Source organism: Pseudomonas sp. B34(2017), assembly GCF_002112915.1.
In the GTDB taxonomy this organism is placed as follows: Bacteria; Pseudomonadota; Gammaproteobacteria; order Pseudomonadales; family Pseudomonadaceae; genus Aquipseudomonas; species Aquipseudomonas pharyngis.
On sequence record NZ_NEJA01000002.1, the window covers coordinates 721,446 to 744,663 of the forward strand.

General features: G+C 60.7%; 24 protein-coding genes. 7 read left to right on the forward strand and 17 right to left on the reverse strand.

Annotation, left to right across the window (positions count from 1 at the left end):
- Positions 1 to 53 precede the first annotated feature (53 nt).
- Complete coding sequence (locus tag CAF80_RS08695) at positions 54 to 395, reverse strand: hypothetical protein (RefSeq protein ID WP_039773137.1); 342 nt, start codon at positions 393 to 395, stop codon at positions 54 to 56.
- Between the two features lie 158 nt (positions 396 to 553).
- Between CAF80_RS08695 and CAF80_RS08700 the strand changes: the two genes are divergently transcribed.
- Positions 554 to 2,938 carry a DUF3772 domain-containing protein gene (locus CAF80_RS08700; protein WP_085667180.1) on the forward strand — a complete coding sequence of 795 codons (2,385 nt, stop codon included), beginning with the start codon at positions 554 to 556 and terminating at the stop codon, positions 2,936 to 2,938.
- 28 nt (positions 2,939 to 2,966) lie between these two features.
- Here the strand turns inward: CAF80_RS08700 and CAF80_RS08705 are convergent, their stop codons facing one another.
- The 5 genes from CAF80_RS08705 to CAF80_RS08725 all read right to left on the reverse strand — a co-directional run bounded on the left by CAF80_RS08705 (position 2,967) and on the right by CAF80_RS08725 (position 5,912).
- Positions 2,967 to 3,131 (reverse strand): DUF2986 domain-containing protein, encoded by a 165-nt coding sequence (locus CAF80_RS08705; protein ID WP_074690817.1) that lies wholly within the window; start codon positions 3,129 to 3,131, stop codon positions 2,967 to 2,969.
- Positions 3,132 to 3,245: 114 nt separating this feature from the next.
- Positions 3,246 to 3,710, reverse strand: coding sequence for a nuclear transport factor 2 family protein (locus CAF80_RS08710; RefSeq protein ID WP_039773134.1), 465 nt, complete (start codon positions 3,708 to 3,710; stop codon positions 3,246 to 3,248).
- Positions 3,711 to 3,777: 67 nt separating this feature from the next.
- Positions 3,778 to 4,755 (reverse strand): trans-acting enoyl reductase family protein, encoded by a 978-nt coding sequence (locus CAF80_RS08715; protein WP_085667181.1) that lies wholly within the window; start codon positions 4,753 to 4,755, stop codon positions 3,778 to 3,780.
- The gene (locus CAF80_RS08720; RefSeq protein WP_039773131.1) at positions 4,752 to 5,153 is read right to left on the reverse strand and encodes a VOC family protein; all 402 of its coding nucleotides are present in this window, start codon (positions 5,151 to 5,153) and stop codon (positions 4,752 to 4,754) included. The genes CAF80_RS08715 and CAF80_RS08720 overlap by 4 nt, the downstream gene beginning before the upstream one ends.
- 15 nt (positions 5,154 to 5,168) lie before the next feature.
- On the reverse strand, positions 5,169 to 5,912 hold the full coding sequence (locus tag CAF80_RS08725; protein ID WP_039773129.1) for an SDR family NAD(P)-dependent oxidoreductase: 744 nt from the start codon (positions 5,910 to 5,912) through the stop codon (positions 5,169 to 5,171).
- 138 nt (positions 5,913 to 6,050) lie between these two features.
- Between CAF80_RS08725 and CAF80_RS08730 the strand changes: the two genes are divergently transcribed.
- Positions 6,051 to 6,947 carry an AraC family transcriptional regulator gene (locus CAF80_RS08730; RefSeq protein WP_074690814.1) on the forward strand — a complete coding sequence of 299 codons (897 nt, stop codon included), beginning with the start codon at positions 6,051 to 6,053 and terminating at the stop codon, positions 6,945 to 6,947.
- 8 nt (positions 6,948 to 6,955) lie between these two features.
- On the opposite strand, the gene CAF80_RS08735 is transcribed toward CAF80_RS08730, so the two are convergent.
- From CAF80_RS08735 to CAF80_RS08750, 4 genes are all read right to left on the reverse strand, one after another.
- On the reverse strand, positions 6,956 to 7,651 hold the full coding sequence (locus tag CAF80_RS08735) for a tRNA (adenine(22)-N(1))-methyltransferase TrmK (protein ID WP_074690813.1): 696 nt from the start codon (positions 7,649 to 7,651) through the stop codon (positions 6,956 to 6,958).
- Between the two features lie 116 nt (positions 7,652 to 7,767).
- Entirely contained in the window at positions 7,768 to 8,475 is a 708-nt protein-coding gene (locus CAF80_RS08740) for a class I SAM-dependent methyltransferase (protein WP_074690812.1), read from the reverse strand.
- Positions 8,476 to 8,583: 108 nt separating this feature from the next.
- Positions 8,584 to 9,180, reverse strand: coding sequence for a LysE family translocator (locus CAF80_RS08745; RefSeq protein WP_074690811.1), 597 nt, complete (start codon positions 9,178 to 9,180; stop codon positions 8,584 to 8,586).
- Between the two features lie 52 nt (positions 9,181 to 9,232).
- Positions 9,233 to 10,069 carry an AraC family transcriptional regulator gene (locus CAF80_RS08750; RefSeq protein ID WP_085667182.1) on the reverse strand — a complete coding sequence of 279 codons (837 nt, stop codon included), beginning with the start codon at positions 10,067 to 10,069 and terminating at the stop codon, positions 9,233 to 9,235.
- A gap of 167 nt (positions 10,070 to 10,236) precedes the next feature.
- On the opposite strand from CAF80_RS08750, the gene CAF80_RS08755 reads away from it, so the two are divergent.
- Together CAF80_RS08755 and CAF80_RS08760 are read left to right on the forward strand one after the other, a co-directional pair.
- On the forward strand, positions 10,237 to 10,431 hold the full coding sequence (locus tag CAF80_RS08755) for a PLDc N-terminal domain-containing protein (protein WP_041475233.1): 195 nt from the start codon (positions 10,237 to 10,239) through the stop codon (positions 10,429 to 10,431).
- A gap of 210 nt (positions 10,432 to 10,641) precedes the next feature.
- On the forward strand, positions 10,642 to 11,706 hold the full coding sequence (locus CAF80_RS08760; protein WP_085667183.1) for an alpha/beta fold hydrolase: 1,065 nt from the start codon (positions 10,642 to 10,644) through the stop codon (positions 11,704 to 11,706).
- 21 nt (positions 11,707 to 11,727) lie between these two features.
- Here CAF80_RS08760 and CAF80_RS08765 read toward each other — a convergent pair whose 3' ends face one another.
- Positions 11,728 to 12,753: a GlxA family transcriptional regulator gene (locus CAF80_RS08765; protein WP_085667262.1), complete on the reverse strand. Its 1,026-nt coding sequence runs from the start codon at positions 12,751 to 12,753 to the stop codon at positions 11,728 to 11,730.
- A gap of 490 nt (positions 12,754 to 13,243) precedes the next feature.
- Between CAF80_RS08765 and CAF80_RS08770 the strand changes: the two genes are divergently transcribed.
- Positions 13,244 to 14,554, forward strand: coding sequence for an MFS transporter (locus tag CAF80_RS08770; RefSeq protein ID WP_085649078.1), 1,311 nt, complete (start codon positions 13,244 to 13,246; stop codon positions 14,552 to 14,554).
- 74 nt (positions 14,555 to 14,628) lie between these two features.
- On the opposite strand, the gene CAF80_RS08775 is transcribed toward CAF80_RS08770, so the two are convergent.
- The 4 genes from CAF80_RS08775 to CAF80_RS08790 form a co-directional block, all read right to left on the reverse strand.
- Positions 14,629 to 16,617: a U32 family peptidase gene (locus CAF80_RS08775; RefSeq protein ID WP_085667184.1), complete on the reverse strand. Its 1,989-nt coding sequence runs from the start codon at positions 16,615 to 16,617 to the stop codon at positions 14,629 to 14,631.
- Between the two features lie 373 nt (positions 16,618 to 16,990).
- Entirely contained in the window at positions 16,991 to 17,371 is a 381-nt protein-coding gene (locus tag CAF80_RS08780) for a RidA family protein (protein ID WP_039773120.1), read from the reverse strand.
- 101 nt (positions 17,372 to 17,472) lie between these two features.
- Complete coding sequence (locus CAF80_RS08785) at positions 17,473 to 18,204, reverse strand: DUF72 domain-containing protein (RefSeq protein ID WP_085667185.1); 732 nt, start codon at positions 18,202 to 18,204, stop codon at positions 17,473 to 17,475.
- On the reverse strand, positions 18,201 to 18,632 hold the full coding sequence (locus tag CAF80_RS08790; protein WP_085667186.1) for a DNA methylase: 432 nt from the start codon (positions 18,630 to 18,632) through the stop codon (positions 18,201 to 18,203). Before CAF80_RS08790 ends, CAF80_RS08785 begins: the two co-directional genes overlap by 4 nt.
- Positions 18,633 to 19,089: 457 nt before the next feature.
- Between CAF80_RS08790 and CAF80_RS08795 the strand changes: the two genes are divergently transcribed.
- Positions 19,090 to 19,473 carry a DUF6124 family protein gene (locus tag CAF80_RS08795; RefSeq protein ID WP_085667187.1) on the forward strand — a complete coding sequence of 128 codons (384 nt, stop codon included), beginning with the start codon at positions 19,090 to 19,092 and terminating at the stop codon, positions 19,471 to 19,473.
- A 78-nt stretch (positions 19,474 to 19,551) separates the two neighbouring features.
- On the opposite strand, the gene CAF80_RS28520 is transcribed toward CAF80_RS08795, so the two are convergent.
- A complete protein-coding gene (locus tag CAF80_RS28520; protein WP_139831664.1) occupies positions 19,552 to 19,776 on the reverse strand; it encodes a hypothetical protein in 225 nt (74 codons plus the stop codon).
- 559 nt (positions 19,777 to 20,335) lie between these two features.
- A complete protein-coding gene (locus CAF80_RS08800; protein ID WP_039773112.1) occupies positions 20,336 to 20,566 on the reverse strand; it encodes a hypothetical protein in 231 nt (76 codons plus the stop codon).
- Positions 20,567 to 21,489: 923 nt separating this feature from the next.
- Between CAF80_RS08800 and CAF80_RS08805 the strand changes: the two genes are divergently transcribed.
- Complete coding sequence (locus tag CAF80_RS08805) at positions 21,490 to 23,166, forward strand: MFS transporter (RefSeq protein WP_085667188.1); 1,677 nt, start codon at positions 21,490 to 21,492, stop codon at positions 23,164 to 23,166.
- Positions 23,167 to 23,218: the final 52 nt, after the last annotated feature.

Here is a 23,218-nt window from a genome sequence, read left to right on the forward strand (position 1 = left end):
GCACAGCCAAATCACTCCGCCTGGGCGAAATGAGCTTCAAGGGGAGACAGGAATCAGGTGCGGGGCGGTCGCCAGACCCCGGACGGGGCCGCTAGCGGCAGGGAATCACTGAAGAACGAATGCGTGACAGGACTGAACACGGTAACGGGCGGCTTGAGGATCGCGACTTGCAGCAGGCCGCCGGTCTTGCACTCCTGGCCGGGTTTGCAGGGGGAGCCATGGTCGGCAGGACTCTTCATGTCCTGGCAGCAATCCATGTTCATGCCGTCCATCATCGCCATGCCCATCGTTTGCATCGGGCACGGTTCTGTCGGTGCCTGCACGCCCGCCATCCCGCTGAGGGGAAGCGCCAGGCTGATCAGGAAAACGAGACAAAACCGCAGATAGCGTTTCATGGCCGGGAGTCTAGTCGTGAAAACGGGCGCCTACAATCGGCTGCCCGGCGATCTCACCGGACACGCATTAAGCCAGGATTAGCAGCAGAAAATGATGCAGTAGGCGCTCCATCACCTAACCTCAATGTTTGTGTGATCAACCGGAATCGCCCAGTCCCATGCGTAATGCATTGAAGTCATTGATGTTCATCACCCTGACGCTGCTCTGTCCGGGTGTCTCGATGGTGTCGGCCGCCGACCTGCCCGGCACGCCCGATGTCGGCGCCCCGCTCCCCGGCGTCACGCAAAGCGATCTGCAATCCTTGCAACTACGCCTCGACGGCCTCAAGCAGCAGATTTCGTCTGCCAACAATTACAACCAACTCGAAGGCCCGCAGGACCGGGTGCAGACGTTCATTCTGGACATCGATCGGCTGTCGGCATCGCTGTTACCGCAGCAGGCGCAACTGACCGTGCAACTGGGCGTGCTCGGTGCCGCGCCGGCCGAAGCGGTCGCTGCCGAACAAGCCGATATCGCCGCGCAACGGGCGACGTTGATCGAGCAGAAAACCAAAGTCGATACGGCGTTGAAGAACCTCGCCAGCCTCAAGCAAAACGCTACGGAGCTGATCACCCAGATCGCCGGTATCCGCCGCACATTGCTCGAAAGCGAATTGACGCTCAGCACCCACAGCATTCTGAATCCTGGCTTCTGGGCTCCCCTTGTCAATCCGTCGGCGGATGATCGCCAGCGTCTGCGCACTTTCTTCGAACAGGTGCAACAGACCGGCGCCGAAGCCTGGCAACCGGGTCAGCGACTTTACACCGCCCTGCTGGTGGTGCTGGCCTTCGTCGTCTGGACGCTAGGGCGGCGACTGGCCGACCGCTGGCTGGCGTGGGTGTGCATTCACCGCATGCCGGAGGGTCGACTGCGCCGCAGTTCGCTGGCGTTCGCCTCGGCGCTGGCGACTCTCGCGACCACCGCCATCGCCCTGCAACTGCTCTATTACGCCTGCACCCGTCACGTGCCGTTGCCGCCGATGCTGGCGACATTTTCCGATGAGTTCGGGAAAGTGGTTTATGCCTGCGTGCTGATCACAGGGCTCAGCCGCGCGTTGCTCTCGACCGAGCACCCGTCCTGGCGACTGCCGGCGGTGGCTGACCCGGTGGCGCTCGCGCTGCATCCCTACGCACGGATCCTCGCCGCGACGCTGCTGGTGCTGGTGACGGCGGTGCAAGTCAGCAATGCCGCCGGCATGAGCAGTCAGATTGTGCTCGCAGGCAGAGGCATCATTGCGCTGGCGGTGCTGGGCATCGTCACCACGCTGCTGATGCGCGTCGGCAGGGTGCGCAAAACACTGGCCGCAGCCGGTGACACCCAAGTGGCGGGCAACACCTTCGCCGGGGTGGTTTACACCGTTGCCACCCTGGCGATGGTGCTGTCGTTCGGCGCCCTGCTCACGGGTTACGTGTCGCTGGCGCGGTTCATCACCTATGAACTGGTGTGGGCGTTTATCGTGTTTTCCGGGTTTTACCTGCTGATGCAATTGCTCAGCGACAGCTGCGAATACTTCTTCTCCCCCCGCCATTCCAGCGGCAAGGCGCTGAAACAGCTGCTGGGGGTCGGTGACCGACGCCTTGAGCAGGCCTCAACGCTGCTGGCCGGTTTCGGTCGAGCCGCGCTGTTGCTGCTGGCGGTCATCACCCTGTTCGTCGGCGGGATCGGCACCACACTCGGCCAACTGGCGACCAACATCGGCACGATCCTCGGCGGCGCCGGCCTGCGCAAGCTGAACATCGTCCCCGGCCATTTGCTCAACGCAATGCTGGCGCTGCTGATCGGCATCTACCTGATCCGCGCACTGCGCCGCTGGCTCGACAACGAGTTCCTGCCCAAGACCGACATGGACCCGGGCATGTGCGCCTCGCTCAGCACGCTGTTTTCCAACATCGGTTATGCGGTGGTGATTCTGCTGACGTTGTCATCGCTGGGGGTGCAATGGACCAACCTGGCGTGGATCGTCAGCGCCCTGTCGGTGGGCATCGGCTTCGGTTTGCAGGAGATCGTGAAGAACTTCGTCTCCGGGCTGATCCTGCTCACCGAGCGCCCGGTCAAGGTCGGCGACCTGATCAGCATCAGCGGCGTCGAGGGCGACATCCGCCGGATCAACGTGCGCGCCACCGAGATCCAGCTCAGCGACCGCTCGATCGTGATCGTGCCCAACTCGCAACTGATCTCGCAGAACCTGCGCAACGTCACCCTCGGCGGCAGCGCCCAGGGCGTGGCGACGCTGGAGCTGATGTTCCCGCTGGATATCGACCCCGAACAGGTGCAGAACCTGCTGTTCGACACCTACAAGGAACACGAAACCATCCTCGAAAAACCGGCCCCGTTCGTGCGCTTCAGCAAGCTGACGCCGGACGGGATTACGTTGACGGTGACCGGGTATGTGGCGAGCCCGAGGATTGTCGGGACGACCAAGAGTGATTTGCTGTTCGAGATTCTCAAGCGGCTGGGGGCGGCGGGGATTGAGCTGGCCAAACCTGCACAGCCGGCTGGCTGAGGGGAAGCGCTGCGCTTTACTTGCCTGATCAGGACTCAGGCGCGTCGACTGCCTCGGGAGTGGCCTCGGCCGCCAGTTTCAAACGATCCGCCTTGCTGATGTACTTCGGTTTGTTGCTCTTGGGTGCCAGTTTGGCGTTGGCCTTTCTGGATTTTTCCTTGAAGAGTTGCTGCAGTTTTTTCTGGCGGTTCATGTTCATCTACCCGGCTGTAAAGGCTTGAATGATAACAGCTGAATCAGCCGACGCAGAGGCAGGCGAAACCTCACGCTCAATCAAGCCTTCACGATAACCGGCTCGCAAATCCGGTTAAACGCCGGAGAGCACCCCGAGGTCGCCCGTGCGCCAGACGTTGTCAACCGTGACGCTTTGAATCAGCCAGGCGTCGCCTGCCCGCACCAGTTTTACGTCGTAACGGTTTTTCATCAGGTAATGGCGTGAATGATCATTTTGCGGCACGTGCTGGGCTTCCACGAGTGCATCTACCTGCGCCTGATCGCCAGCGATGCTGACTCGCGGATTGTTGACGGAGTGCGTGGTGTCGATACCGGCTAGTGAACCTGAAAGCGCCGCCACGATGGTCTGGCGCCCCTGCAGAACAGGGTATTCGAACCCGGCCTTTGCAGCGGCAGGCCGGAAGTCGGAAATCGCATCTTCGGTAAACGCCGAAGCCAGCAATACTTCGTCGCGCAGATCGATTCCGGCGGCAAACCGGTACAGCGTTTCAACCACCGCAAGTTTGTCTGCGGTGTCCTGCAACTGTGTGGATGACATGTTTGAGGCCTTAGGTGAAGTGAGCTTGAGGATTTCGCCAGGCGCGAGGCCGAAGCGGACTCGCGTTTCAGAAATCAGTAACGGTTGTGCCTGCAATGCTTTCGGCGAACCCGATGCCGAGCAACCGGGCCGGCGTTTCAAATCCCGGCCGTCGCTCCCCGCTCAGTACGCGACGTGCAGCTTCGACAGCCGCGAGCGGCGTGTAGGTATAGCCGTTGACGGTCTCGATCACCGAGCGCGCAACACTGCCGTCGGCGCCGCTGATTTCAGCCACCGCTCGGGCGCGATGAGTTTCGCGCTGTTCGACGCTCGGCGCTTCGGGCAGTTGTGACAGATCACCCTCCGGAAACGCGTCACCGCTGATGTGCACGAACATGGCGATATCGGGAATGCCGGTGGAATGCCAGCCGGTCACCAGATCACCAAACGACAGCGGCGCACAGAGCACCGGTCCGTCACCAAAATCGAAGTGACGGGGTTGCGCATCGGGCGTTGCGACCAGTTGTCCATCGACCCGCGCCAGCAGGCCTGCGCCAATGATTTCGCCGACGCTCAGGGCCGACCCGCGCGACATCGAACCCGTGACCTGCAAGGCGATTCTCAATGAACGCGGTTGCGACACTCGCCGAGCGACATGCATCGCCAGACAATCGGTCGGCACCACATCCCAGCCGACGCCGGGCAGCAACATCACGTTTGCACGGGCGGCTTGAGCACCCAACTGCTCGACGCGCCGGTAGACATTGATCTCCGCCGTGATGTCCAGATAGTCGACACCTGCCTGGATGCACGCCTGCATCAAGGCGTCCGCCGTCTGGACGAACGGCCCCGCGAAATTCAGCAGTACCGCGATGCCCTCCAATGATTGAGCTGTCAGTTCATTGGGCTTGAACACCCGAAAAGGCACATCCAGTTGTGCTGCAAGCGACTCGAGCTTTTCGGCCGTGCGCCCAGCGATGACCAGGTCCAGGCCCAGTGCCTTGGCATGTTCGACCGCCATGCGTCCGGTGTACCCGGTCGCGCCGTAGATCATCAGTGTGCTCATTCGCCGTGCTGCCATTTTTTGAAGACGAATTCGAGGCTGTAACCGTCCGGATCGAGGACGTTGGCGGCGTAGTAATCGGGGTCGTAATGCAGGCGTGCGCCCGGAGCGCCTTTATCGACAGCACCACTGTTGATCGCCGCCGCGTAAGCTGCATCAACCTCGGCCTCGCTGTTGGCGACAAACCCGACATGCACCGCCCCTCCCTCCACTACGCCTGCGCGCAACCAGAAAAACATCCGGCCATGGGCACCGAAACCTTTTAGGTCCGGATGCCCCGGCGGGCCGTCCTTGCCGTCGTAATCAAGCCTTGCGGTGATGCCCAGCGGGGTCAGTGCGGCGGTGTAGAAATCAATGGAGCGTTCAATGTCGCTGACTGACAGAAAGATGTGATCAAGCATGGAGTTACCTCGCCTTCAAATGAAATAGCCGCCCGCGACTTCAATGGATTGGGCGTTGATCCAGCTGCCCTCTTCGGACAGCAACATGGCGATGACACGCGCGACATCCTGCGGTTCGCCAACCCGGCCCAGAGCCGTTTGCGAGGCGAGCAATGCCTCGAACTCGTCGTTCAGACCACCGCCCAACTCGGTACGGATCGCTCCCGGCGAAACAGCGTTGGCCCGTATGCGCCGATCCGCGAATTCCTTGGCCATGTAACGGGTCAGCACTTCCAGCCCGCCCTTGAACGCGGCATACGGCGCAACTCCGGCGGTAGCCACTCGGGTGGTCGCGCTGGTCAGGTTGACGATGCTGGCGCCCTCGCCCATCAGCGGCAACAAGGTTTGCGTGAGGAAAAACGGGCCCTTGAGATGAACGCTCAGCAAGCCGTCGAACTGCGCCTCGGTGACCGCTTCAAGCGGATTGAACAACCCGTGGCCCGCGTTGTTGACCAGTCCCGCCAGCGTAGCCGCGCCCCAAATACTGTCGAGGTTATGTCGCACGGCATCACGGAAACGGTCGAATTGACTGACATCCGCAACGTCCAGTTCAAGCGCGACGGCTTTGCCGCCCGACGACTGAATCCGCTGCACGACAGCGGCGGCTGCATCGGCATTGCTCTTGTAGGTCAGGATGACGCCCATCCCGAGACGGGCACAGTGTTCGGCAGTACTGGCGCCGATGCCACGGCTGCCACCGGTAATCACGATAACGCTCATGCGCTGCTCCAATGTCTCTGTGGTGAGTGGCCACAGTAGTCATCGGCTTCGAGGCGAGCGCAGCCGTTCCTCTTCGAAACCTGCCTGTTTCTGCTTTTTGCTTGCGTGGGAGTGATCGCGTGGGTTCAGATGCCTGGCATGAATAATCAACTGACAGAACTTCGCGCCCTGGCGCAACACGCCGAAAACCGCCGCACGGAGACGGGTATCCCGCGCGTTGCCATGGTTCAGGGTGAAATCCCCGAGCACATGCTGGCCGCCGTTTACGAACCGATGATCAACCTGATTCTGCAGGGCAGCAAATGCATGACCATCGCCGATCGTACGCTTCATTACGACCCGGCGACCTATTTCGTGATGTCCATCGATCTGCCGGCGGTGGGCCAGGTTCACCCCTCTGCGGACGGCGAGCCCTACCTGGCGATCAGTCTGACACTGGATCCGGTGGTGCTGACGACCCTGTTGGCCGACTTGCCCAAACCGCTCGGGCAGCACGAACAGGACAGCGGTTTCTCGGTGGCCGCTGTCACGCCTGAGTTGATGGATGCCTGGGTGCGCATGTTGCGCCTGATGGGGAGGCCGGAGGAGATCGCGGCCCTCGCGCCCGTCTACGAACGGGAGATTCTGTATCGAGTCCTGCAAGGCCCCCACGGCTGGATGCTGCGCGACATTGCGGCCCCCGACAGCGCCATGGCTCGCGTCAATCTGGCCATTCAGCACATTCGCCAGGACTTTGCCGAACCGATTCGCGTGGACGCATTGGCGCAACTCGCGTCGATGAGCGTGTCAGCCTTTCATCGGCATTTCAAAGCCGTCACGGCGCTGAGTCCGTTGCAATACCAGAAGCGCGTTCGCCTGCTACAGGCCCGCAAGCTGATGGTGGCCAATGCCAGAAGCGTCACCCGCGCGGCGTTCGAAGTCGGTTACGAAAGTGCTACGCAGTTCAGCCGCGATTACGCACGGGTGTTCGGCTTGCCGCCCTCGCGTGACGCGGTGCGGATACTCGCAGAGACGCGAAGCAGCGCGCATCACTGATCAGCCCTTCACGCCAACACGTCAGTAATCCACCGCACCTGCCGCGCCAGATCCTGCATTTTCTCCTCGGATACCGCATGCCGCGCCCGACCGAAGTGAGTCAGGGTCTGCTGTTTGTGGCGCAGGCGGTGCTGCCATTTGCTGACAAACGCCGGACTGCGCGCCTGTAACTGAAGCGGGCCGAAGTACAGTTCCTCGGCGGTGTAGCTCACCGGCCCGTCGCGCTCGGCAACGATGATCTCGTAGTCGAAACGGTTCTCCCGCAGGACTTCTTCAACGAGGATGCGGTAGTCGTTGTCCATCAGCCATTGGCGCAGCGGTTGCTCGCCGCCGTTGGGTTGCAGGATCAGACGTTCGCGGCCGCTCAGGCGCGCCTTGCCGGCTTCGAGGATGTCGCGGATGGTCTCGCCGCCCATGCCGCACACAGTAATTGCCGTGACCCCGTCTGCCGGTTCGACGGCTATCAAACCATTGGCCAGGCGCACGGTGATCTGCTGCTCAAGATCGTTTTCGCGCACGGTGCGTTGCGCCGAACGGAACGGCGTCTCGGCCATCTCGCCCGCCACCGCCGCCGCGATCGCGCCACGGCGCATCAGGGCCACCGGCAGGTAGCCGTGATCCGAGCCGATATCAGCCAGCCGCGCACCGGCGGGCACGTGCGCCGCCACCCGCTCCAGGCGCATGGACAATGTCTGTTCGTTCAACCGCAACCCCTTTCACTCTGAACGCCCGGCACTGGTGGCCGGATCGGGGCGCGATTCTGGGGGGCAACGGCGGGGATTTCAAATGCGTGTGGTCGGATTCGTCGCTCGCCCCCGGATCAACGCACTCGACGCGTCAACCACGCGCCCCAGAACAGGCTGCTGAAAAACCGGGTGACCTCGCCGAATCCGGCCTCATGCAAGAGCTTTTGAACCGCCGCCTCGGAATGCGGAGGATCAGCGCCCTGAAGAATTTTCCCCAGTTTGGCCTTTACCTCATCGGCGCTGGCCCCGTTCTGGCGCCAGCGTTGTCCCCACGCTTCCAGTAGCAACGGTTGGCTCGCATAGGCGTAGTGATTGCCGGCCACGATCAGCGGAGCACCCGGTTTTAAACGTGCCCGAATGGATTGCAGAAGCACTCGCTTGGCCTCATCGCCTTCCAGATGATGCAGAACCCCGATCACCGTGGCGGCGTCGTATGACTCATCGGCAGGCAAATCATCGACCGGCCCCAGATGCAGATCCGTTCGCGCCAGCAAGTCATGCAACCGCAACTGCTCGGTCGCCACCGCCAGCATCGGCTCGGAAGGGTCAACCGCCATGAATCGCCAGCCTGGCTCCAGAGCCCCCATCGCGATGATTTCCTGAGCTGTCCCGCCTGCGCCCACCGCCAGAATCCGCGGCGAACCGGCATTACCCAAGCTGGCCGCCAGCATGCACGCGGCAAGGTCATGGCAAGCGTCATAGCCCGCCAGCGCAATGCGGCTCTGCTTGCCATATTCATTGGCGCGGGAGGTGTCGAATTTTTCAGTAGAGGAAGCGTTCAAGGTCGTTTCTCCGTGTCCTTGAAGCACCCTACGTCACGAGAATCGATAATAGAAATTCATTGATTTTATGCGGTGCATTCCTGTTGGGAATGCGGAAACCACCGACTCCTAGACCAACACCGCCAACCAAGCCGACAGCAACAACAAAACCGCCAGCACGGCATTCATGCGCCGCAATGCCCGGGGCGAGCCAAAGAACCGCGCGCTGCCCACGCCCAACAGCGCCCACGCCGTCATGCACGGCAGACTGACCAGCAGAAACGCCAGCGACAACATCGCCATCCGGGCGGTGTCCTCGCTGCCACCAGCAAATACGCTCACCACCGCCACGGCCATCATCCACACCTTGGGATTGATCAATTGCAGGCCGGCGGCGCCGAACACGTTGAAGCCGTCATCAGCCGCTGTTGCCGAGTCCAGCGACGGCGGCGTGCTGCGAAAGATCTGCCACGCCAGCCAGCTCAGCCACAACACCCCGGCCCAGGCCATCGCCTGCTGGACACGGGGATAGCGCAGCAAGGTTTCCCCCACGCCGAGTCCGACCACCAACACCACCAGCGCCGCCGACACACACGCACCGAAGATGATTGGCAGTGTGGCCGTCATGCCGCGCCGTGAGCTGTGGCTCATCACCAGAATATTGGTCGGCCCCGGGGTGATCGAGGCGACGAAGGAAAACAGCAGAAAGGGCAGCAACGATTCCATGACAGGACTCCCGAATCAAAACAGGAGGCCATGGTCGCGGTTGCGCGGGGGGTCAGTCTGGAAGGTTTGAGCAGCGCTTGCGGTAGGCCGCCGGCGTCAGGTGATAGGCACGGCGAAACCAGCGCCCGAGATGGCTTTGATCGGCGAAACCGAGGGCGCTGGCGACGGTGGCGGGTGTTTCGCCGCGCGCCAGCAACTGTCGGGCGCGGGCCAGGCGCAGTTGGATCAGATAGGCATGCGGCGCCAGCCCGAAAGCGGCCTTGAACGCACGGGTCAGACGAAAGCGATCGACCCCGCAGGCCTGGGCCAGGTCGTCCAGCCCGATGTCTTCGAAGGCATGCGCATGCAGATAGTCCCGCGCCACCTGGGCCACCCGTGGCAGGCGCGGATCGAACGGCTGGCGCTTGCGCCAGTCGAGGTGGGACGTCAGCGCACCGAGCAAGGTGTCGATGGCGGTCTGGCGCACGATGCGCAAGTCGCCTTGATGCAAGGCGTTGAAGGCCTGATTGATGGCCGTGGACAGGCGCGAATCCTGGCTCAGGGTATCGGTGAACCCGAGCTGGCTGTTGTCCGGCGCATGCTCGAACAGCACGCGCAATTCACGCTCCAGCCAGTGCGGGTCGAGGTAAAGCATGGAATAGGTGAAACCCTCCTCCGTCGGCGCATGCCCGTCGTGGATCTCACCCGGTTCCAGCATGAAAATCTTGCCCGGCGTACTCAGATGGCGCACGCGCCGGCAATGAAACTGCTGCACGCCCTGCTCGGTGACGCCCACCAGAAAGCTGTCATGCCAGTGTGGATCGTAGGCATGCCCCTGAAAATGGGCACGAATCGACTCGATCCCGGTGTCGGCATCCTGAGACAAGTCGATCCAGTTGCGTTTGTCCAAGCAAGGCTCCGAAGGCAGTGGTTGTTCGTCAAGGACGTCTACGTTACCGCGACTTTGCCGATGGGTTTAGAACATTTGTGCACGTGAGCCAGGCAGGCCATTCAGCAAATTTAATGAACCCTGAGTGTCACGGCCCGCCTAAGTCAAAGACCATCAGGAGGTAGCTCATGCAAATTGAAACCACGTGGATCGTACTGGCCGTCGTGCTTTTGCTCATCGAATTGTGGGCGATCAACCGGGTGCGCAAGAGTGAGGGGAAAGCCAGCAACAAAGGCGTCTGGATCGTATTGATCGTGTTTGTGCCGCTGTTCGGGCTGATCGCCTGGGCGCTGGCCGGGCCCAAGCACGTCACTCAGGCCTGAAGCCCAAGACAAGCAAGAGCCCCGAACATTCGGGGCTTTTTGTTGGCCGCTGGTTTGTATCGCAGTGTGTACGAACGCCTCCCGGATACATGCCCGCGCATCAGCTGATGAAAACGGAAACAGCGCAGATACGTGGCCAGTCTTTAATGGGCTCCAGATTCGAAGGGTTCAGCCAGAACCCGGCCCTCGCCGATCATAAGGAGACTTGCCATGAAGCACGCACCACACGCCACCGTCACCACCGGGAAAAACCGTCGCCGCCTGCTGGGCCTGTCGATTCTCGCCACCGCGCTGTTGCAGTTCGGCGCCTTCGCTCAAGCGCAAACTTCAGCACCGGAGCCGGTCAAGACCGCAGCCGCCAGCGTCAAGGCCGATCTGCCCTTCGGCCCGCTGAAACACGTGAAGGCTGGCCTGCTGGACGTGGCCTACGCCGAAACCGGCCCGGCCAATGGCCCGGTGGTGATTCTGCTGCACGGCTGGCCGTATGACATTCACAGCTACGACGACGTCGCGCCGCTGCTGGCGGCCAAGGGTTATCGGGTGTTGATGCCGTATGCGCGGGGTTATGGCGACACGCACTTCCTGTCCGACAAGACCGTGCGCAACGGTCAACCGGCGGCGCTGGCCAGTGACGTGATCGATTTCATGGACGCCCTGAAGATCAAGCAAGCCGTGCTCGGCGGCTACGACTGGGGCGCGCGTTCGGCGGACATCGTTTCGGCGCTGTGGCCGGAGCGGGTCAAGGCACTGGTGTCGGTCAGCGGTTACCTGATCGGCAATCAGGCCGCCGGCAAGAATCCGCTGCCACCCAAGGCCGAGCTGCAATGGTGGTATCAGTTCTACTTCGCCACAGACCGTGGTGAGGCGGGTTACACCAAGAACACCCATGATTTCGCCAAGCTGATCTGGCAACTGGCGTCACCGAAATGGGCCTTCGACGACGCCACTTTCGACCGCAGTGCCAAGGCGTTGCAGAACCCGGATCACGTCGCCATCACCGTGTTCAACTACCGCTGGCGCCTGGGCCTGGTGCAGGGTGAAAGCCAGTACGAGGCACTGGAACAGAAACTCGCCACCGCGCCGTCGATCAGCGTGCCGACCATCACCCTCGAAGGCGATGCCAACGGCGCCCCGCACCCGGCGCCCGAGGATTACGCCAAACGCTTCACCGGCAAATACCAGTTCCGCCTGATCAACGGTGGCATCGGTCACAACCTGCCGCAGGAAGACCCGAAAGCCTTCGCTCAGGCGATCATCGACGCCGATCACCTCTGAAGCGGCACGCCAAACGGCTCGTCATTTGACGAGCCGTTTTTCTTTGGACGGGCGATAACCGAAATAGGCGCTGTAGCACTTGCTGAAGTGGCTCGGTGACACGAATCCGCAGGCAACCAGCACGTCCACCTGCGACAGCTCGGTGTGTTGCAGCAGCCGCCGAGCCTCGGTGATGCGCAGTTCCATGTAATAACGCTGCGGCGTGGTGCCCAGTTGCTCCTTGAACAGCCGCTCCAGTTGACGCCGGGAACGCCCGGCATACACAGCCAGTTGCTCCAGTTCCAGCGGCTCTTCGAGGTTGGCGTCCATCAGTTTCACCACTTCACGCAGTGGCGCGCTGACGCAGAGGTTCTCGGTCGGTTTGATCCGCCGGTAACGCGATTCCTCGAACGCCAGAATGTCTTCGATGCCTTCGACCAGCGCCTTGTCGTGCAGGCCCTTGATCCAGTCCAGCGCCATGTGGAACGCGCCGGAGGGACTGGACGCGGTCAACCGGTCGCGGTCGATCACATAGGGTTCGCTGCTGACCTGAGTCGCCTTGGAAATTTCCGCCAGCGCCGGCCGATGCTCCGGGTGAATCGCACAGCGATAACCTTCCAGCACCCCTGCCCGACCCAGGAACCACGCGCCGTTCCACAACCCGGCCAGTATCACGCCAGCCTCGGCGGCCATTTTCAGCAGGTTGATGAACTCGTCGCTCGCCTTCAATTCCGTACGGTAACCGCCGCAGATCACCAGCAGATCCAGTTCCTGCAACACGCTGGTTTCCAGGCGCGCGTCCGGGCGGATCACCAGCCCCAGGTCGCTGATCACTTCACCGTCGCTCAAGCCAAAGGTGCACGTGTAAAACAGACCGGGGCGCAGCAGATTGGCGGTGACCAGGGTGTCCAGCGCCTGGGTGAAGGCCGGCAGGGAAAAATGCTCCAGCAGCACGAACCCGGTGCGGGTCATACGTCCCGGCCCACTGGCGGGCTCGTTCAGGTAGCGAAGGTTCTTGCCCTTCATGCCACCGCTGAATTGGCGTCGTTCGATCAAGGTGGGGTCCATCGGTTTCATTGTTGTAGCGCCATGCTAACCGGCGCCGCAGCAAATTACTCGCGAACGACGCAAGCACCCATCCAGAAATCGTTCCCACGCCGTTGACCTTGATCGTTCCCACGCTCTGCGTGGGAATGCCTCCATGGACGCTCTGCGTCCGGCGTTGGGAGGGACGCGGAGCGTCCCGGGCTGCATTCCCACGCGGAGCGTGGGAACGATCAGTCACCCAATCCCCGCCGGCCTGCGTCCCAACGTCGCAGGCCCGGCACCTTGGCAAACGCTGCACAAGGCTTAAAATCGCGCCTCCTCTTGCAGTCGCCCGAACGGCGCCTGCCCGCAGCCATGACAACCCTCAGGTTTGAACAGCCGGCCACTTCCACGAAGCGCGCCTGGCTCAATCGTCCTGCCCGTTCGGCGGTCGTTTGTCTTCAACACACTTCGGCTTGGCACTCGCATGCGCAGAGGCGCACGTTCCGCTGTTCGATCACTTGAGGTTTTTATGACACCGCGTTTGCTGGCCATGGCGCTGGCGCCCCTGCTCGGGCTATTCATTGTTGCCCTGGGCAACGGCTTTCTGTCTTCTTTGACCACCCTGCGTCTGGGCGCGGCCGGCGAATCGGCGACGATGATCGGCATCGTGTCCTCGGCCTATTTCATCGGCCTGACGCTGGGCGCGATCTTCAACGACCGGTTGATCCTGCGCATCGGCCACATCCGCGCCTACAGCAGCTTCGCCTCGCTGATCGCCGCGACCATCCTGCTGCAAGGGTTGTTTTATGACACCTGGGGCTGGGTCGTGCTGCGACTGATCAACGGCTGGGCCACGGTCGGTGTGTTTCTGGTGATCGAGAGCTGGCTGCTGCTGGCCGGTGACGCGAAAATTCGCGGCCGCCTGCTCGCGCTGTACATGATCGTCCTCTACGGCGCCGGCGTGCTGGGTCAGGCGTTTTTGGGGAAAATCACCGGGCTGGGCGACACGGCGCCGTTCATGGTCGCCGGCATGCTCGCGACCTTGTCGGTGCTGCCGATCGTGATCCTGCCGCGCGTTTCGCCGCTGCTGGAACAGGTCGAACCGCTCAAGCCACGGGCGCTGCTCGGCGTATCGCCCACCGGGCTGGTCGGGTGCTTCGGCTCCGGCGTGACCATCGCGGCAATCTACACCCTGCTGCCGCTGTACCTGCAACGCATCGGCCTGAACGTCGGCGAAGTCGGCAGCATGATGGCCTGGACGATCCTCGGCGCAATGCTGCTGCAATACCCGGTTGGGCGCTGGTCCGACCGCAAGGATCGCCTGCAAGTGCTGACCGTGCTGTGCGCCGCGTGCACGGTGCTGTCGCTGGTGATTGTGCTGGTGCCGCTGTCCTCGGCCATGCTTGCGGCGATGCTGTTCCTGCTGGGCGGCGGCGTGTTCGCGCTGTACCCGGTGGCCGTCAGCCACGCTGCCGACCGTGCACCGGTTGAAACCCTGGTGCCGATGATTCAGGGCATGTTGCTGATTAATTCGCTGGGCTCAGCGATGAGCCCGCTACTGATCTCGCCGGCGATGAACGCCCATGGCGAAACCGGCCTGTTCTGGGCCTTCGCGCTGGTCAACCTGAGCATGGTGACGTTCTTCTTCTGGCGTCGCGGCAAGCGTCCGGTGCCGGCCAATCCGGCGCCGTTTGCGGCGGCAGCGACCTTCTCGCCGACCGGTGCAGAGCTGCGGGTGACCGAGGATCTGCGTCAGGCGGCACAGGACCATCCGCCGATGGTCGATGCGTTGAGCGGCGAAGCGGCGCCGCAGACAGGATCGCGCTACGAAGCCAGTTGAGTTTCTGGCAGGCATAAAAAAACCGGTGACTTTCGTCACCGGTTTTTTTTATTTATCACACAGCAGCCTCTGAATCAGTGCGGCGCGCGCGGGATCGTTTTCATCAGATCCTCAGGGCTGATATGCCCCACCACACTGCCCGGCTGCGGCAGATTCAGGATGTGGCCCTTCATCTTGCCGATCACGTGCATTTCGCACGGCTTGCAGTCGAACTTCAGGGTCAGCACTTCATCGCCGTGAATCAGCTGCATCGGCGCGACCTTGGTCTTCACACCGGTCACGCCTTTGGCCTGTTTCGGGCACAGGTTGAAGGAGAACCGCAGGCAGTGCTTGGTGATCATCACCGGCACTTCGCCCGCTTCTTCGTGGGCCTCGTACGCCGCGTCGATCAGCTTCACGCCGTGACGGTGGTAGAAGTCGCGAGCCTTCTGGTTGTAGACGTTGGCCAGGAACGACAGATGCGCCTCCGGATACACCGGCGGTGGCGTGGTCTCGGCCTTGCGCGAGCCGCGCGGGTGGGCGGCAACACGGGCGGCGGTCAGCGCTTCGATCACTTCACGGCGCAACGACTTGAGCTGCGAGTTCGGGACGAAGAACGCTTGCGGCGCATCGAGTTTGATCGAGGTCGCGTGGTACTCGGTGGTGCCGAGCTGGCCGAGCAGGTCATGCAAGGTGTCCAGCGCCTGTTCCGGTTTGTTGGCGACGCCGAACGGGCCTTCCAGCGCGACGCTGGCGCTGATGCCCTCTTCGCTGGTCACGGTCAGTTCCAGACGCTCTTCACGCAGCTTCGCCAGCCAGCTCACGCCGATCCGACGCTCGGCAGAAGTCTTGAGCAAGGCCTGCTGCCAGTTGTGGTCGAGGTTGCGGTTCAGCGGGTGGTTCGGGCGCAGCTTGTACAGGCCTTCCGGCATTTCGTTCGGCTCGACGCGGTAGCGGTAGCGCTTCTCGCCTTCTTCCTCGAACTCGCCCTTGGCTTCGGCGATGTTGGCGCGGAAACCCACCACTTCGCGCTTGACCAGCACGTTGAGACCGTCGCCGTTGGACAGCGGCTCGTGGGTGATGACCTGCATGTCACGCTTGCCGACTTTCTCGACCACGCCCACCGCCAGACCGGTGAAGGTCGGCGAATCGAACGCGCCGATGTCGATCTTGCGTTCGCTGACGAAGTAGTCGGTGCTGCCACGGTGGAAGGTCTTTTCCGGGTCCGGCATGAAGAAATGCGCGGTGCGGCCGCTGGAGGCGCGGGCCAGGTCCGGACGATCGTTGAGCACGTCGTCGAGGCGCTGGCGGTAATAGGCGGTGATGTTCTTCACATAGCCCATGTCCTTGTAGCGACCTTCGATCTTGAACGAACGCACACCGGCCTCGACCAGCGCGCGGATGTTGGCGCTCTGGTTGTTGTCCTTCATCGACAGCAGGTGTTTTTCGTAGGCGATCACGCCACCCTTTTCGTCTTTCAGGGTGTACGGCAGACGGCAGGCCTGGGAGCAGTCGCCACGGTTGGCACTGCGCCCGGTCTGCGCGTGGGAAATGTTGCACTGACCGGAAAACGCCACGCACAACGCGCCGTGAATGAAGAACTCGATGGCGGCATCGGTTTCATCGGCGATTGCGCGAATTTCCTTGAGGTTCAGTTCACGGGCCAGTACCAGTTGCGAGAAACCGGCCTGATCGAGGAACTTGGCCCGCTCAAGGGTGCGGATGTCGGTCTGGGTGCTGGCGTGCAGCTCGATGGGTGGAATGTCCAGCTCCATCACGCCCAGGTCCTGGACGATCAGCGCATCGACGCCGGCGTCGTACAACTGATGGATCAGCTTGCGCGCCGGTTCCAGTTCGTTGTCGTGCAGGATGGTGTTGATGGTGGTGAAGATGCGCGCGTGATAGCGACGGGCAAATTCCACCAGTTCGGCGATTTCGCTCACCTCGTTGCACGCGTTGTGGCGCGCACCGAAGCTCGGGCCGCCGATGTACACCGCGTCGGCGCCATGCAGGATGGCCTCGCGGGCGATGGCCACGTCACGGGCGGGGCTGAGCAGTTCCAGGTGATGTTTGGGCAAGGACATATGTTTTTTTAGTCAGGCTGTCACGGTCGAGGCGCGCATTGTAGCCGCGAAACGCGTGGCCGGCACGCCTGTGCTGCCGGGTGGCTGTTTTCAACCCGTCACGATCAGATCGCTCCCACGCAGTCCGTCACTGATCGTTCCCACGCTCTGCGTGGGAATGCAGCCCGGGACGCTCCGCGTCCCTTCCAGAGCCGAACGCGGAGCGTCCGTTGAGGCATTCCCACGCCCGGCGTCACAGATCGTTCCCACGCTCTGCGTGGGAATGCAGCCCGGGACGCTCCGCGTCCCTTCCAGAGCTGGAACGCGGAGCGTCCCTTGAGGCATTCCCACGCGGACGGTTCGACGCCTCGACGTGGGAACGATCATTACGGGGTCAAGCCTTGGCAGCCATCGCAGTCACTTCCACCTTCATCCCCTCAACCGCCAGCGCCGCCACGCCAACCGCCGCGCGCACCGGCCATGGCTTGGCGAAGTAGCGCTTGTACACCTCGTTGAACGCAGCGCGATCAGCCATGTCGGTCAGGTAGATGGTCAGGTGCAGCACGCGATCCATCGAGCTGCCGGCCTTTTCCAGCGCCACTTTCAGCGCCTGCAACGTGCATTCGCTCTGCGCGGTGACGTCGCCCAGTTCCAGGCTGCCGTCGGAACGGGTCGGAATCTGGGTCGACATCAGGATGCCGTTGAATTCGGTCACGTCCGAAGAGATCGAGTCTGCATCCGGGTCCGGGGTGTAGGTGATGTCTTGGTTGGCCATGGGAAAGTCCTTCGCTGGCAGTGAGGACGGCGCCATCGGGCGCCGTTTCGGGCGGCCAGTTTACAGACACGCTCGCCGGTTGGAAGACCAGACATCGAGTGTCAGCCGTGCGCCAGTATCCGCCGCAGCTCCAGCGCATTGCCGATTGCCGCGCCGCTGGCGGTGTTGTCGAGGATGCACCAGGTGTCGACGCCATCGACAGCCGCCACCCGCAAATCACCGGCGAGCGTTTTCAGATACGCCGAGCCATAGGGGCTGTAATAAATGCGCGGCGAACCGTGCAGCCGCCAATAACGCACGTTGGGCCAGCCGTGCGGAGCCGCATCGGTGCTGATCCGCGAGGGATCGACCACCGCTTGCGCGATGCGATACGCCATCAACAGCAGTTCGGCGGCGGCCCAGGATTCGTGGCGCGGCTCCAGCACCACGGCCCCGGAATAGCGCTGGCGCAAGCCGATAAAAAACGCCTCGGCAACCGCTTCGTCAAACACCAGCGACGGTGGCAACTGCAGCAGCAGGCAACCCAGGCGATCACCCAGTCCCGAGCACTGCTCGAGAAAGGCGTCGAGCTCATGTTCGCAGTCCCACAGACGTCGCTCATGGCTGATGGACTTCGGCATCTTCACGCAGAAGCGAAACCCGTCCGCCACCGACTCGGCCCATCGGGCGTAGGTTTGGCGTTTGTGCGGACGGTAGAAGGAGCTGTTGATTTCCACGCCATTGAGCAGCGCGGCATAACGTTGCAGATGAGTGCCCTGCTCCGGAAAGGCCGGCCAGTGCTGCCGGGGCAGGCTCCAGCCGGCGCAACCGATGAAGATCGACGGCACACTCAAAACAGCACCTTGCCCGCTTCGCGCATAAAGATTTCCACGGTTTTCGGGCCGATGCCGTCGAAGGCTTGCAAACGCTTTTCGAAGTCCTGGCGGTCGGCGCTCGCCTCGACCATGTTCATTACCCGCCCGGCATATTCGTCATTCAGTCTGGCGACCAAGGCCAGCAAGCGTTCGGCGGTGGTTTCGTCGTAGCGCACGTAATGCGCCTGGCCGAGCATCCGCACCAGTTCGCGGTGAGTGCAGTGGGCGAGTTTGCGCGGGGTGTCGCGCTGGTGCTGTTCAACGATCACTCGATAGGCTTCGGCGGCAATCTCGGCCTGGATTCGTTTGCCCATCAGGAAACTGGCGAGCAGCCATTTGAACAGCGCTGATTCGTTCAGCGGATGCAGGTCGATGTGCAAGTCTTGGGCGTTGATGGTTTTGGTCATGCAGCTTTTGAGCGAGGGGCGGCGTGATGAGTGCGAGGCTGGCGACGAATGGTTTTGGGGCGTAAAGCGTCAGGTTTCTCCTCGTTGGGCAAGGATCGATAAACAGGTTTGGATCGCGCCGTTTAAAGACATGTCGGAATGCTTCCGAATGCCTACAAATCCTTGCGCCAGAGCCTACCGCTACGCCAGAATCCGCCGGCTTGTGCGCCTTGGGGTCGGCCGGTAACTTGGATCGGGTCACTGATTTGCAGTGATCGGGTTTAGCAGCCCGTCGAGTCAAGCCGTACAAGTCTCTATCAATTCAGGTATTTCTGAGCTTGATGGTGGCTGTGCGCAGGGCACCTTCGGGTGCGCCGATTGCTTGGCTCATCGGTCTGCTAACCTGCGCGCAGCTGCCACCCTAATTCGTTTAGCAGCGAGATGGTTGCAGCCTCACTCCTTAGAGAGGTTAGAGCCAATGTTCAAAATAACTCCGAATCCCCCGGTCACCGACCCGGCCAGCATCACCAATCCAACATCCCCCTACGAATGCCCTGACTCCAAAAAATTCAACGAAGCCGCCGAACGCGCCCTCAACTACTACCTCGGCCCGCCCGCCCCCTACATCATGGCCACGCCCTACGTTCCCAACCGCCTCTACCAGGCCAACCCGGCCAGCAACACCGAATCCCTGCTCGCCGACGCCTGCGAAACCCTGGGCTCGGCCAACGTCATGCTCAACAACCTCGTCGACGCCCTCGAAGGCCCCCACCGCAAAACCGCACAAGGCATCGCACAGATCGTGATGCTGGCGGAATTGGCGGTGAATCAGGTGTTGGATAATGTCGTGCCGACGGAGTAAACCGCACCGCCGAAACTTATCTTCGCTACCACACAAATCAAAAGGGGACGATTAAATAAATCTGCCCCTTTTGACTTATTAATTATTCTCCCACTCAAGTGTAGATAAAGGAGTGAGAAGCGAAACGTCCTTCTGCATCCTGCTTGTCGCAGGAATATAGCGAACCTCAACTTCTCCTTCTCCGCCGTTCCTAACTACGTCTAATGTAGACACGCCAAAACGTCGCCGAGCCCTCTCGGCGACCTGCTCCGTCGAAACGCCCAAAGGAACATTTAAATATTTAAAACTAAGCACTTCAGCCATGTTAAAAACTCCATTCAACAAATAAATAAAAAGGGGATAGATTACTTCCCGACCCAACCCACCAAAAGTATCAACACAAACATCCGCCACCGCACCTGATAGAAATGACAGTCTTTAATATTTATTTAGAACAACCTAAATTCTGAACAGCTATAAAAACACTAGACGCCAACTCATTAGTTCATCTCCTCAGTTCAGCCGGATACATCCTCTGGAACATCCTGCCTGCTTCAGCGTCGCCCCGCTCTAAACTGAACGACTTTCAGAAAGCACCTGGCTGGTTAAAGATCCTTGCATCCTGGCGTTAGGACCTGACGATGCCACCCGGCGTGAGCGCTATAAGTCGTTTGTTGGAATGGCTACACCCACCAATGAATTGCAACTCATCAGGGGTGCGCTGCAGCGCGGCCAGCTCACTGGCAACATGAAATTCGTCGACGAGATCGAAAAGATCACCGGAAGACGCATTGAATTCAGAGAGAGAGGACAGCCAGAGACAAGTGCTTAACGTCAAAAGGGGACGATTAAATAAATCTGCCCCTCAGATTCTTTTGGTCGTTCACTCAAGACTTGTTATTGATACAACATCCTCAGGTCGAAAAGTGCGATGCCCTTCTTTAATCGATTGAATAGTCGCCGACCAAACCTGTCCATCCCAATAAGCAGTAATCACACCTTCGCAAATCAATCCGCCTTTCAATTCAACTCTATAGTGCACGTTATCCTCCAAAGCTTCAAATTGCTCTGGCATATCGCCTATCATCTCCACGCCGGATTCGATATCAGTCATTAGGCATACTCCAACTAGCTAATTTAATTTCAAAGGAATTTCAAAGGGAATTTCAAAGGGGACAGATTTATTTTCAATCTCTACAAATCAACATCAACAGGGGCAATCAAATAAACGCGTCCCTTTTTGAGTCCACGACCCTCTCAATTTTTGACTTTCTAGCATGAGCCCGCCTTCAGAACACCATTACAATTATTCAAATCACGCACACTATTAAGTGGAATTACTGCAGCGGGAGGATTACTTGGCCCACCACCACCGGGAGAGTTGTGCAAACGAGTATTGTAAACAATGCTCTGAGTACCACTTGATTTAACACAGTATGCAGGACTCACCACTCCGCGTAATGTCCTTGGACTCGAATTTACAAGTGTTATTGGCTTTACTTTTACCCCATGCTTCCTCACAGCCGGAATCTTCAGCAAAAACACTTTGACCAGTTAAAACCAACGAGAGAAGCGCCGTGCAGCCAAGCAGCTTAGAATTTTTCATATCCTTGTCCTTGAAAAACAAAGTCAACATCCAATGACCAAAGGAGAAACACTCACTCGCTCCCCTGCCAATCCTTAGCCATTAACAATCCAGGCCCGCCATATACTTCCGTTTGCGGCTCGAAAAAAACACTGTCAGAAATATCAGTTTTTTATATTCATTTGGTATTTCACTTATCATTTTTACTTCTTTTTCCATACCCTGAGTCCCCTCGAATTAACTATCCGATCTCCGTCACTGCCCTCACCCAGCCCCCAACTGGATATCCCCCCAATCCCAATTATGCTCAATGAAACCCCGCCCTCCCGCGCGGGGCGGTGATTCTGTGCACGCTCCACGAAATACCTGAACCGGCATCCGCCACAGGCCTTGGGTACGCGACGTTGATGAAGTGCTCCGGCCTACAAAAACAAGCACGACGGAGAACACCCATGGCAGTACTCGACAGCATGTCCACAGGCAGTGCCCCGCACCACAGCGTTACCCGAGAGGAGCGCAAGGTCATCTTTGCGTCGTCGCTCGGCACGGTGTTCGAGTGGTACGACTTCTACCTCTACGGCTCCCTGGCGGCGATCATCGCCAAGCACTTCTTTGCCGGGGTGAACGAGACCACGGCGTTCATCTTCGCCCTGCTCGCCTTCGCCGCAGGCTTTGCGGTGCGGCCGTTCGGGGCGATTGTGTTCGGGCGGCTGGGCGACATGATCGGGCGCAAGCACACGTTTCTGATCACCATTGTGATCATGGGTGTGTCGACGGCGATTGTGGGGTTCCTGCCCGGTTACGCGACCATCGGGGTCGCGGCGCCGATCATTCTGATTACCCTGCGCTTGCTGCAAGGCCTGGCGCTGGGCGGCGAGTACGGCGGTGCGGCAACGTATGTGGCCGAGCATGCGCCGAAGGGCAAACGCGGTTATTTCACGTCATGGATTCAGACCACCGCGACCCTGGGCCTGTTTATGTCGTTGCTGGTGATCCTCGCCTGCCGTACCGCGCTGGGCACCGAAGCGTTCGAGGCCTGGGGCTGGCGGATTCCGTTCCTGTTGTCGATCCTGCTGCTGGCGGTCTCGGTGTACATCCGGCTGCAACTGAACGAGTCGCCGGTGTTCAAGAAAATGAAGGAAGAAGGCAAGTCGTCGAAAGCCCCGCTGACCGAGTCCTTCGCCCGTTGGGACAACCTGAAAATCGTGATCATGGCCCTGCTCGGCGGCACCGCCGGGCAAGCGGTGGTCTGGTACACCGGGCAGTTCTACGCGCTGTTTTTCCTGCTGCAAACCCTGAAGATCGACCCGCAGACCGCGAACCTGCTGATCGCCGGTTCACTGCTGATCGGTACGCCGTTCTTCGTGATTTTCGGCAGCCTGTCCGACCGCATCGGGCGCAAGGGCATCATCATGGCCGGGTGCATTCTGGCGGCGGTGACCTACTTCCCGATCTTCCATGCGCTGACCCAGTACGGTAACCCCGACGTGTTCGTGGCCCAGGAGAAGAACCCGGTCAAGGTGATCGCCGACCCCGATCAGTGCGCGTTCCAGTTCGATCCGGTGGGCAAGGCCAGATTCACCAGTTCCTGCGATCTGGCGAAAACCATCCTGGCCAAACGGGCGATCCCGTACGAAAACGTGGTGGCGGAACCGGGCACCGTGGCTCAGGTGCGTATCGGCGACAAGGTCATCGAAAGCTTCGAAGGCACCACCCTGCCAGCCGCTGACTTCAAGACCCGTAACGACGCCTTCACCGCCAGCCTCGGCGCCGCGCTGAAAGAAGCCGGTTACCCGGAAAAAGCCGATCCGGCCAAGACCAATTACCCGATGGTGCTGCTCCTGCTGACCGTTCTGGTGATCTACGTGACTATGGTTTACGGCCCGATTGCGGCATGGCTGGTGGAGCTGTTCCCGGCGCGCATCCGCTACACGTCGATGTCGCTGCCGTACCACATCGGCAACGGCTGGTTCGGCGGGTTCCTGCCGACCGTGGCGTTCGCGATGGTCGCGGCCACCGGGGATATCTACTACGGCTTGTGGTACCCGATCGTGATTGCGGTGATGACGGCGATTCTCGGGATCTTCTTCATGCCTGAAACCAAGGATCGGGACATCCATCACACCTGACCCCGCTTCGCTCGATGCTGTGCGTGGCGTTCACGCACAGCATCGAACGTTG

Coding starts and splice junctions, on each gene's coding strand:
- CAF80_RS08720 (WP_039773131.1), bottom strand. CDS start 5,153: ATGCTTGATCACATCTTTCTGTCAGTCAGCGACATTGAACGCTCCATT.
- CAF80_RS08705 (WP_074690817.1), bottom strand. CDS start 3,131: ATGAACCGCCAGAAAAAACTGCAGCAACTCTTCAAGGAAAAATCCAGA.
- CAF80_RS08715 (WP_085667181.1), bottom strand. CDS start 4,755: ATGAGCACACTGATGATCTACGGCGCGACCGGGTACACCGGACGCATG.
- CAF80_RS08780 (WP_039773120.1), bottom strand. CDS start 17,371: ATGGCCAACCAAGACATCACCTACACCCCGGACCCGGATGCAGACTCG.
- CAF80_RS08710 (WP_039773134.1), bottom strand. CDS start 3,710: ATGTCATCCACACAGTTGCAGGACACCGCAGACAAACTTGCGGTGGTT.
- CAF80_RS08745 (WP_074690811.1), bottom strand. CDS start 9,180: ATGGAATCGTTGCTGCCCTTTCTGCTGTTTTCCTTCGTCGCCTCGATC.
- CAF80_RS28520 (WP_139831664.1), bottom strand. CDS start 19,776: ATGGCTGAAGTGCTTAGTTTTAAATATTTAAATGTTCCTTTGGGCGTT.
- CAF80_RS08790 (WP_085667186.1), bottom strand. CDS start 18,632: ATGACCAAAACCATCAACGCCCAAGACTTGCACATCGACCTGCATCCG.
- CAF80_RS08770 (WP_085649078.1), top strand. CDS start 13,244: ATGACACCGCGTTTGCTGGCCATGGCGCTGGCGCCCCTGCTCGGGCTA.
- CAF80_RS08760 (WP_085667183.1), top strand. CDS start 10,642: ATGAAGCACGCACCACACGCCACCGTCACCACCGGGAAAAACCGTCGC.
- CAF80_RS08800 (WP_039773112.1), bottom strand. CDS start 20,566: ATGACTGATATCGAATCCGGCGTGGAGATGATAGGCGATATGCCAGAG.
- CAF80_RS08805 (WP_085667188.1), top strand. CDS start 21,490: ATGGCAGTACTCGACAGCATGTCCACAGGCAGTGCCCCGCACCACAGC.
- CAF80_RS08775 (WP_085667184.1), bottom strand. CDS start 16,617: ATGTCCTTGCCCAAACATCACCTGGAACTGCTCAGCCCCGCCCGTGAC.
- CAF80_RS08795 (WP_085667187.1), top strand. CDS start 19,090: ATGTTCAAAATAACTCCGAATCCCCCGGTCACCGACCCGGCCAGCATC.
- CAF80_RS08725 (WP_039773129.1), bottom strand. CDS start 5,912: ATGAGCGTTATCGTGATTACCGGTGGCAGCCGTGGCATCGGCGCCAGT.
- CAF80_RS08765 (WP_085667262.1), bottom strand. CDS start 12,753: ATGGACCCCACCTTGATCGAACGACGCCAATTCAGCGGTGGCATGAAG.
- CAF80_RS08730 (WP_074690814.1), top strand. CDS start 6,051: ATGAATAATCAACTGACAGAACTTCGCGCCCTGGCGCAACACGCCGAA.
- CAF80_RS08700 (WP_085667180.1), top strand. CDS start 554: ATGCGTAATGCATTGAAGTCATTGATGTTCATCACCCTGACGCTGCTC.
- CAF80_RS08695 (WP_039773137.1), bottom strand. CDS start 395: ATGAAACGCTATCTGCGGTTTTGTCTCGTTTTCCTGATCAGCCTGGCG.
- CAF80_RS08755 (WP_041475233.1), top strand. CDS start 10,237: ATGCAAATTGAAACCACGTGGATCGTACTGGCCGTCGTGCTTTTGCTC.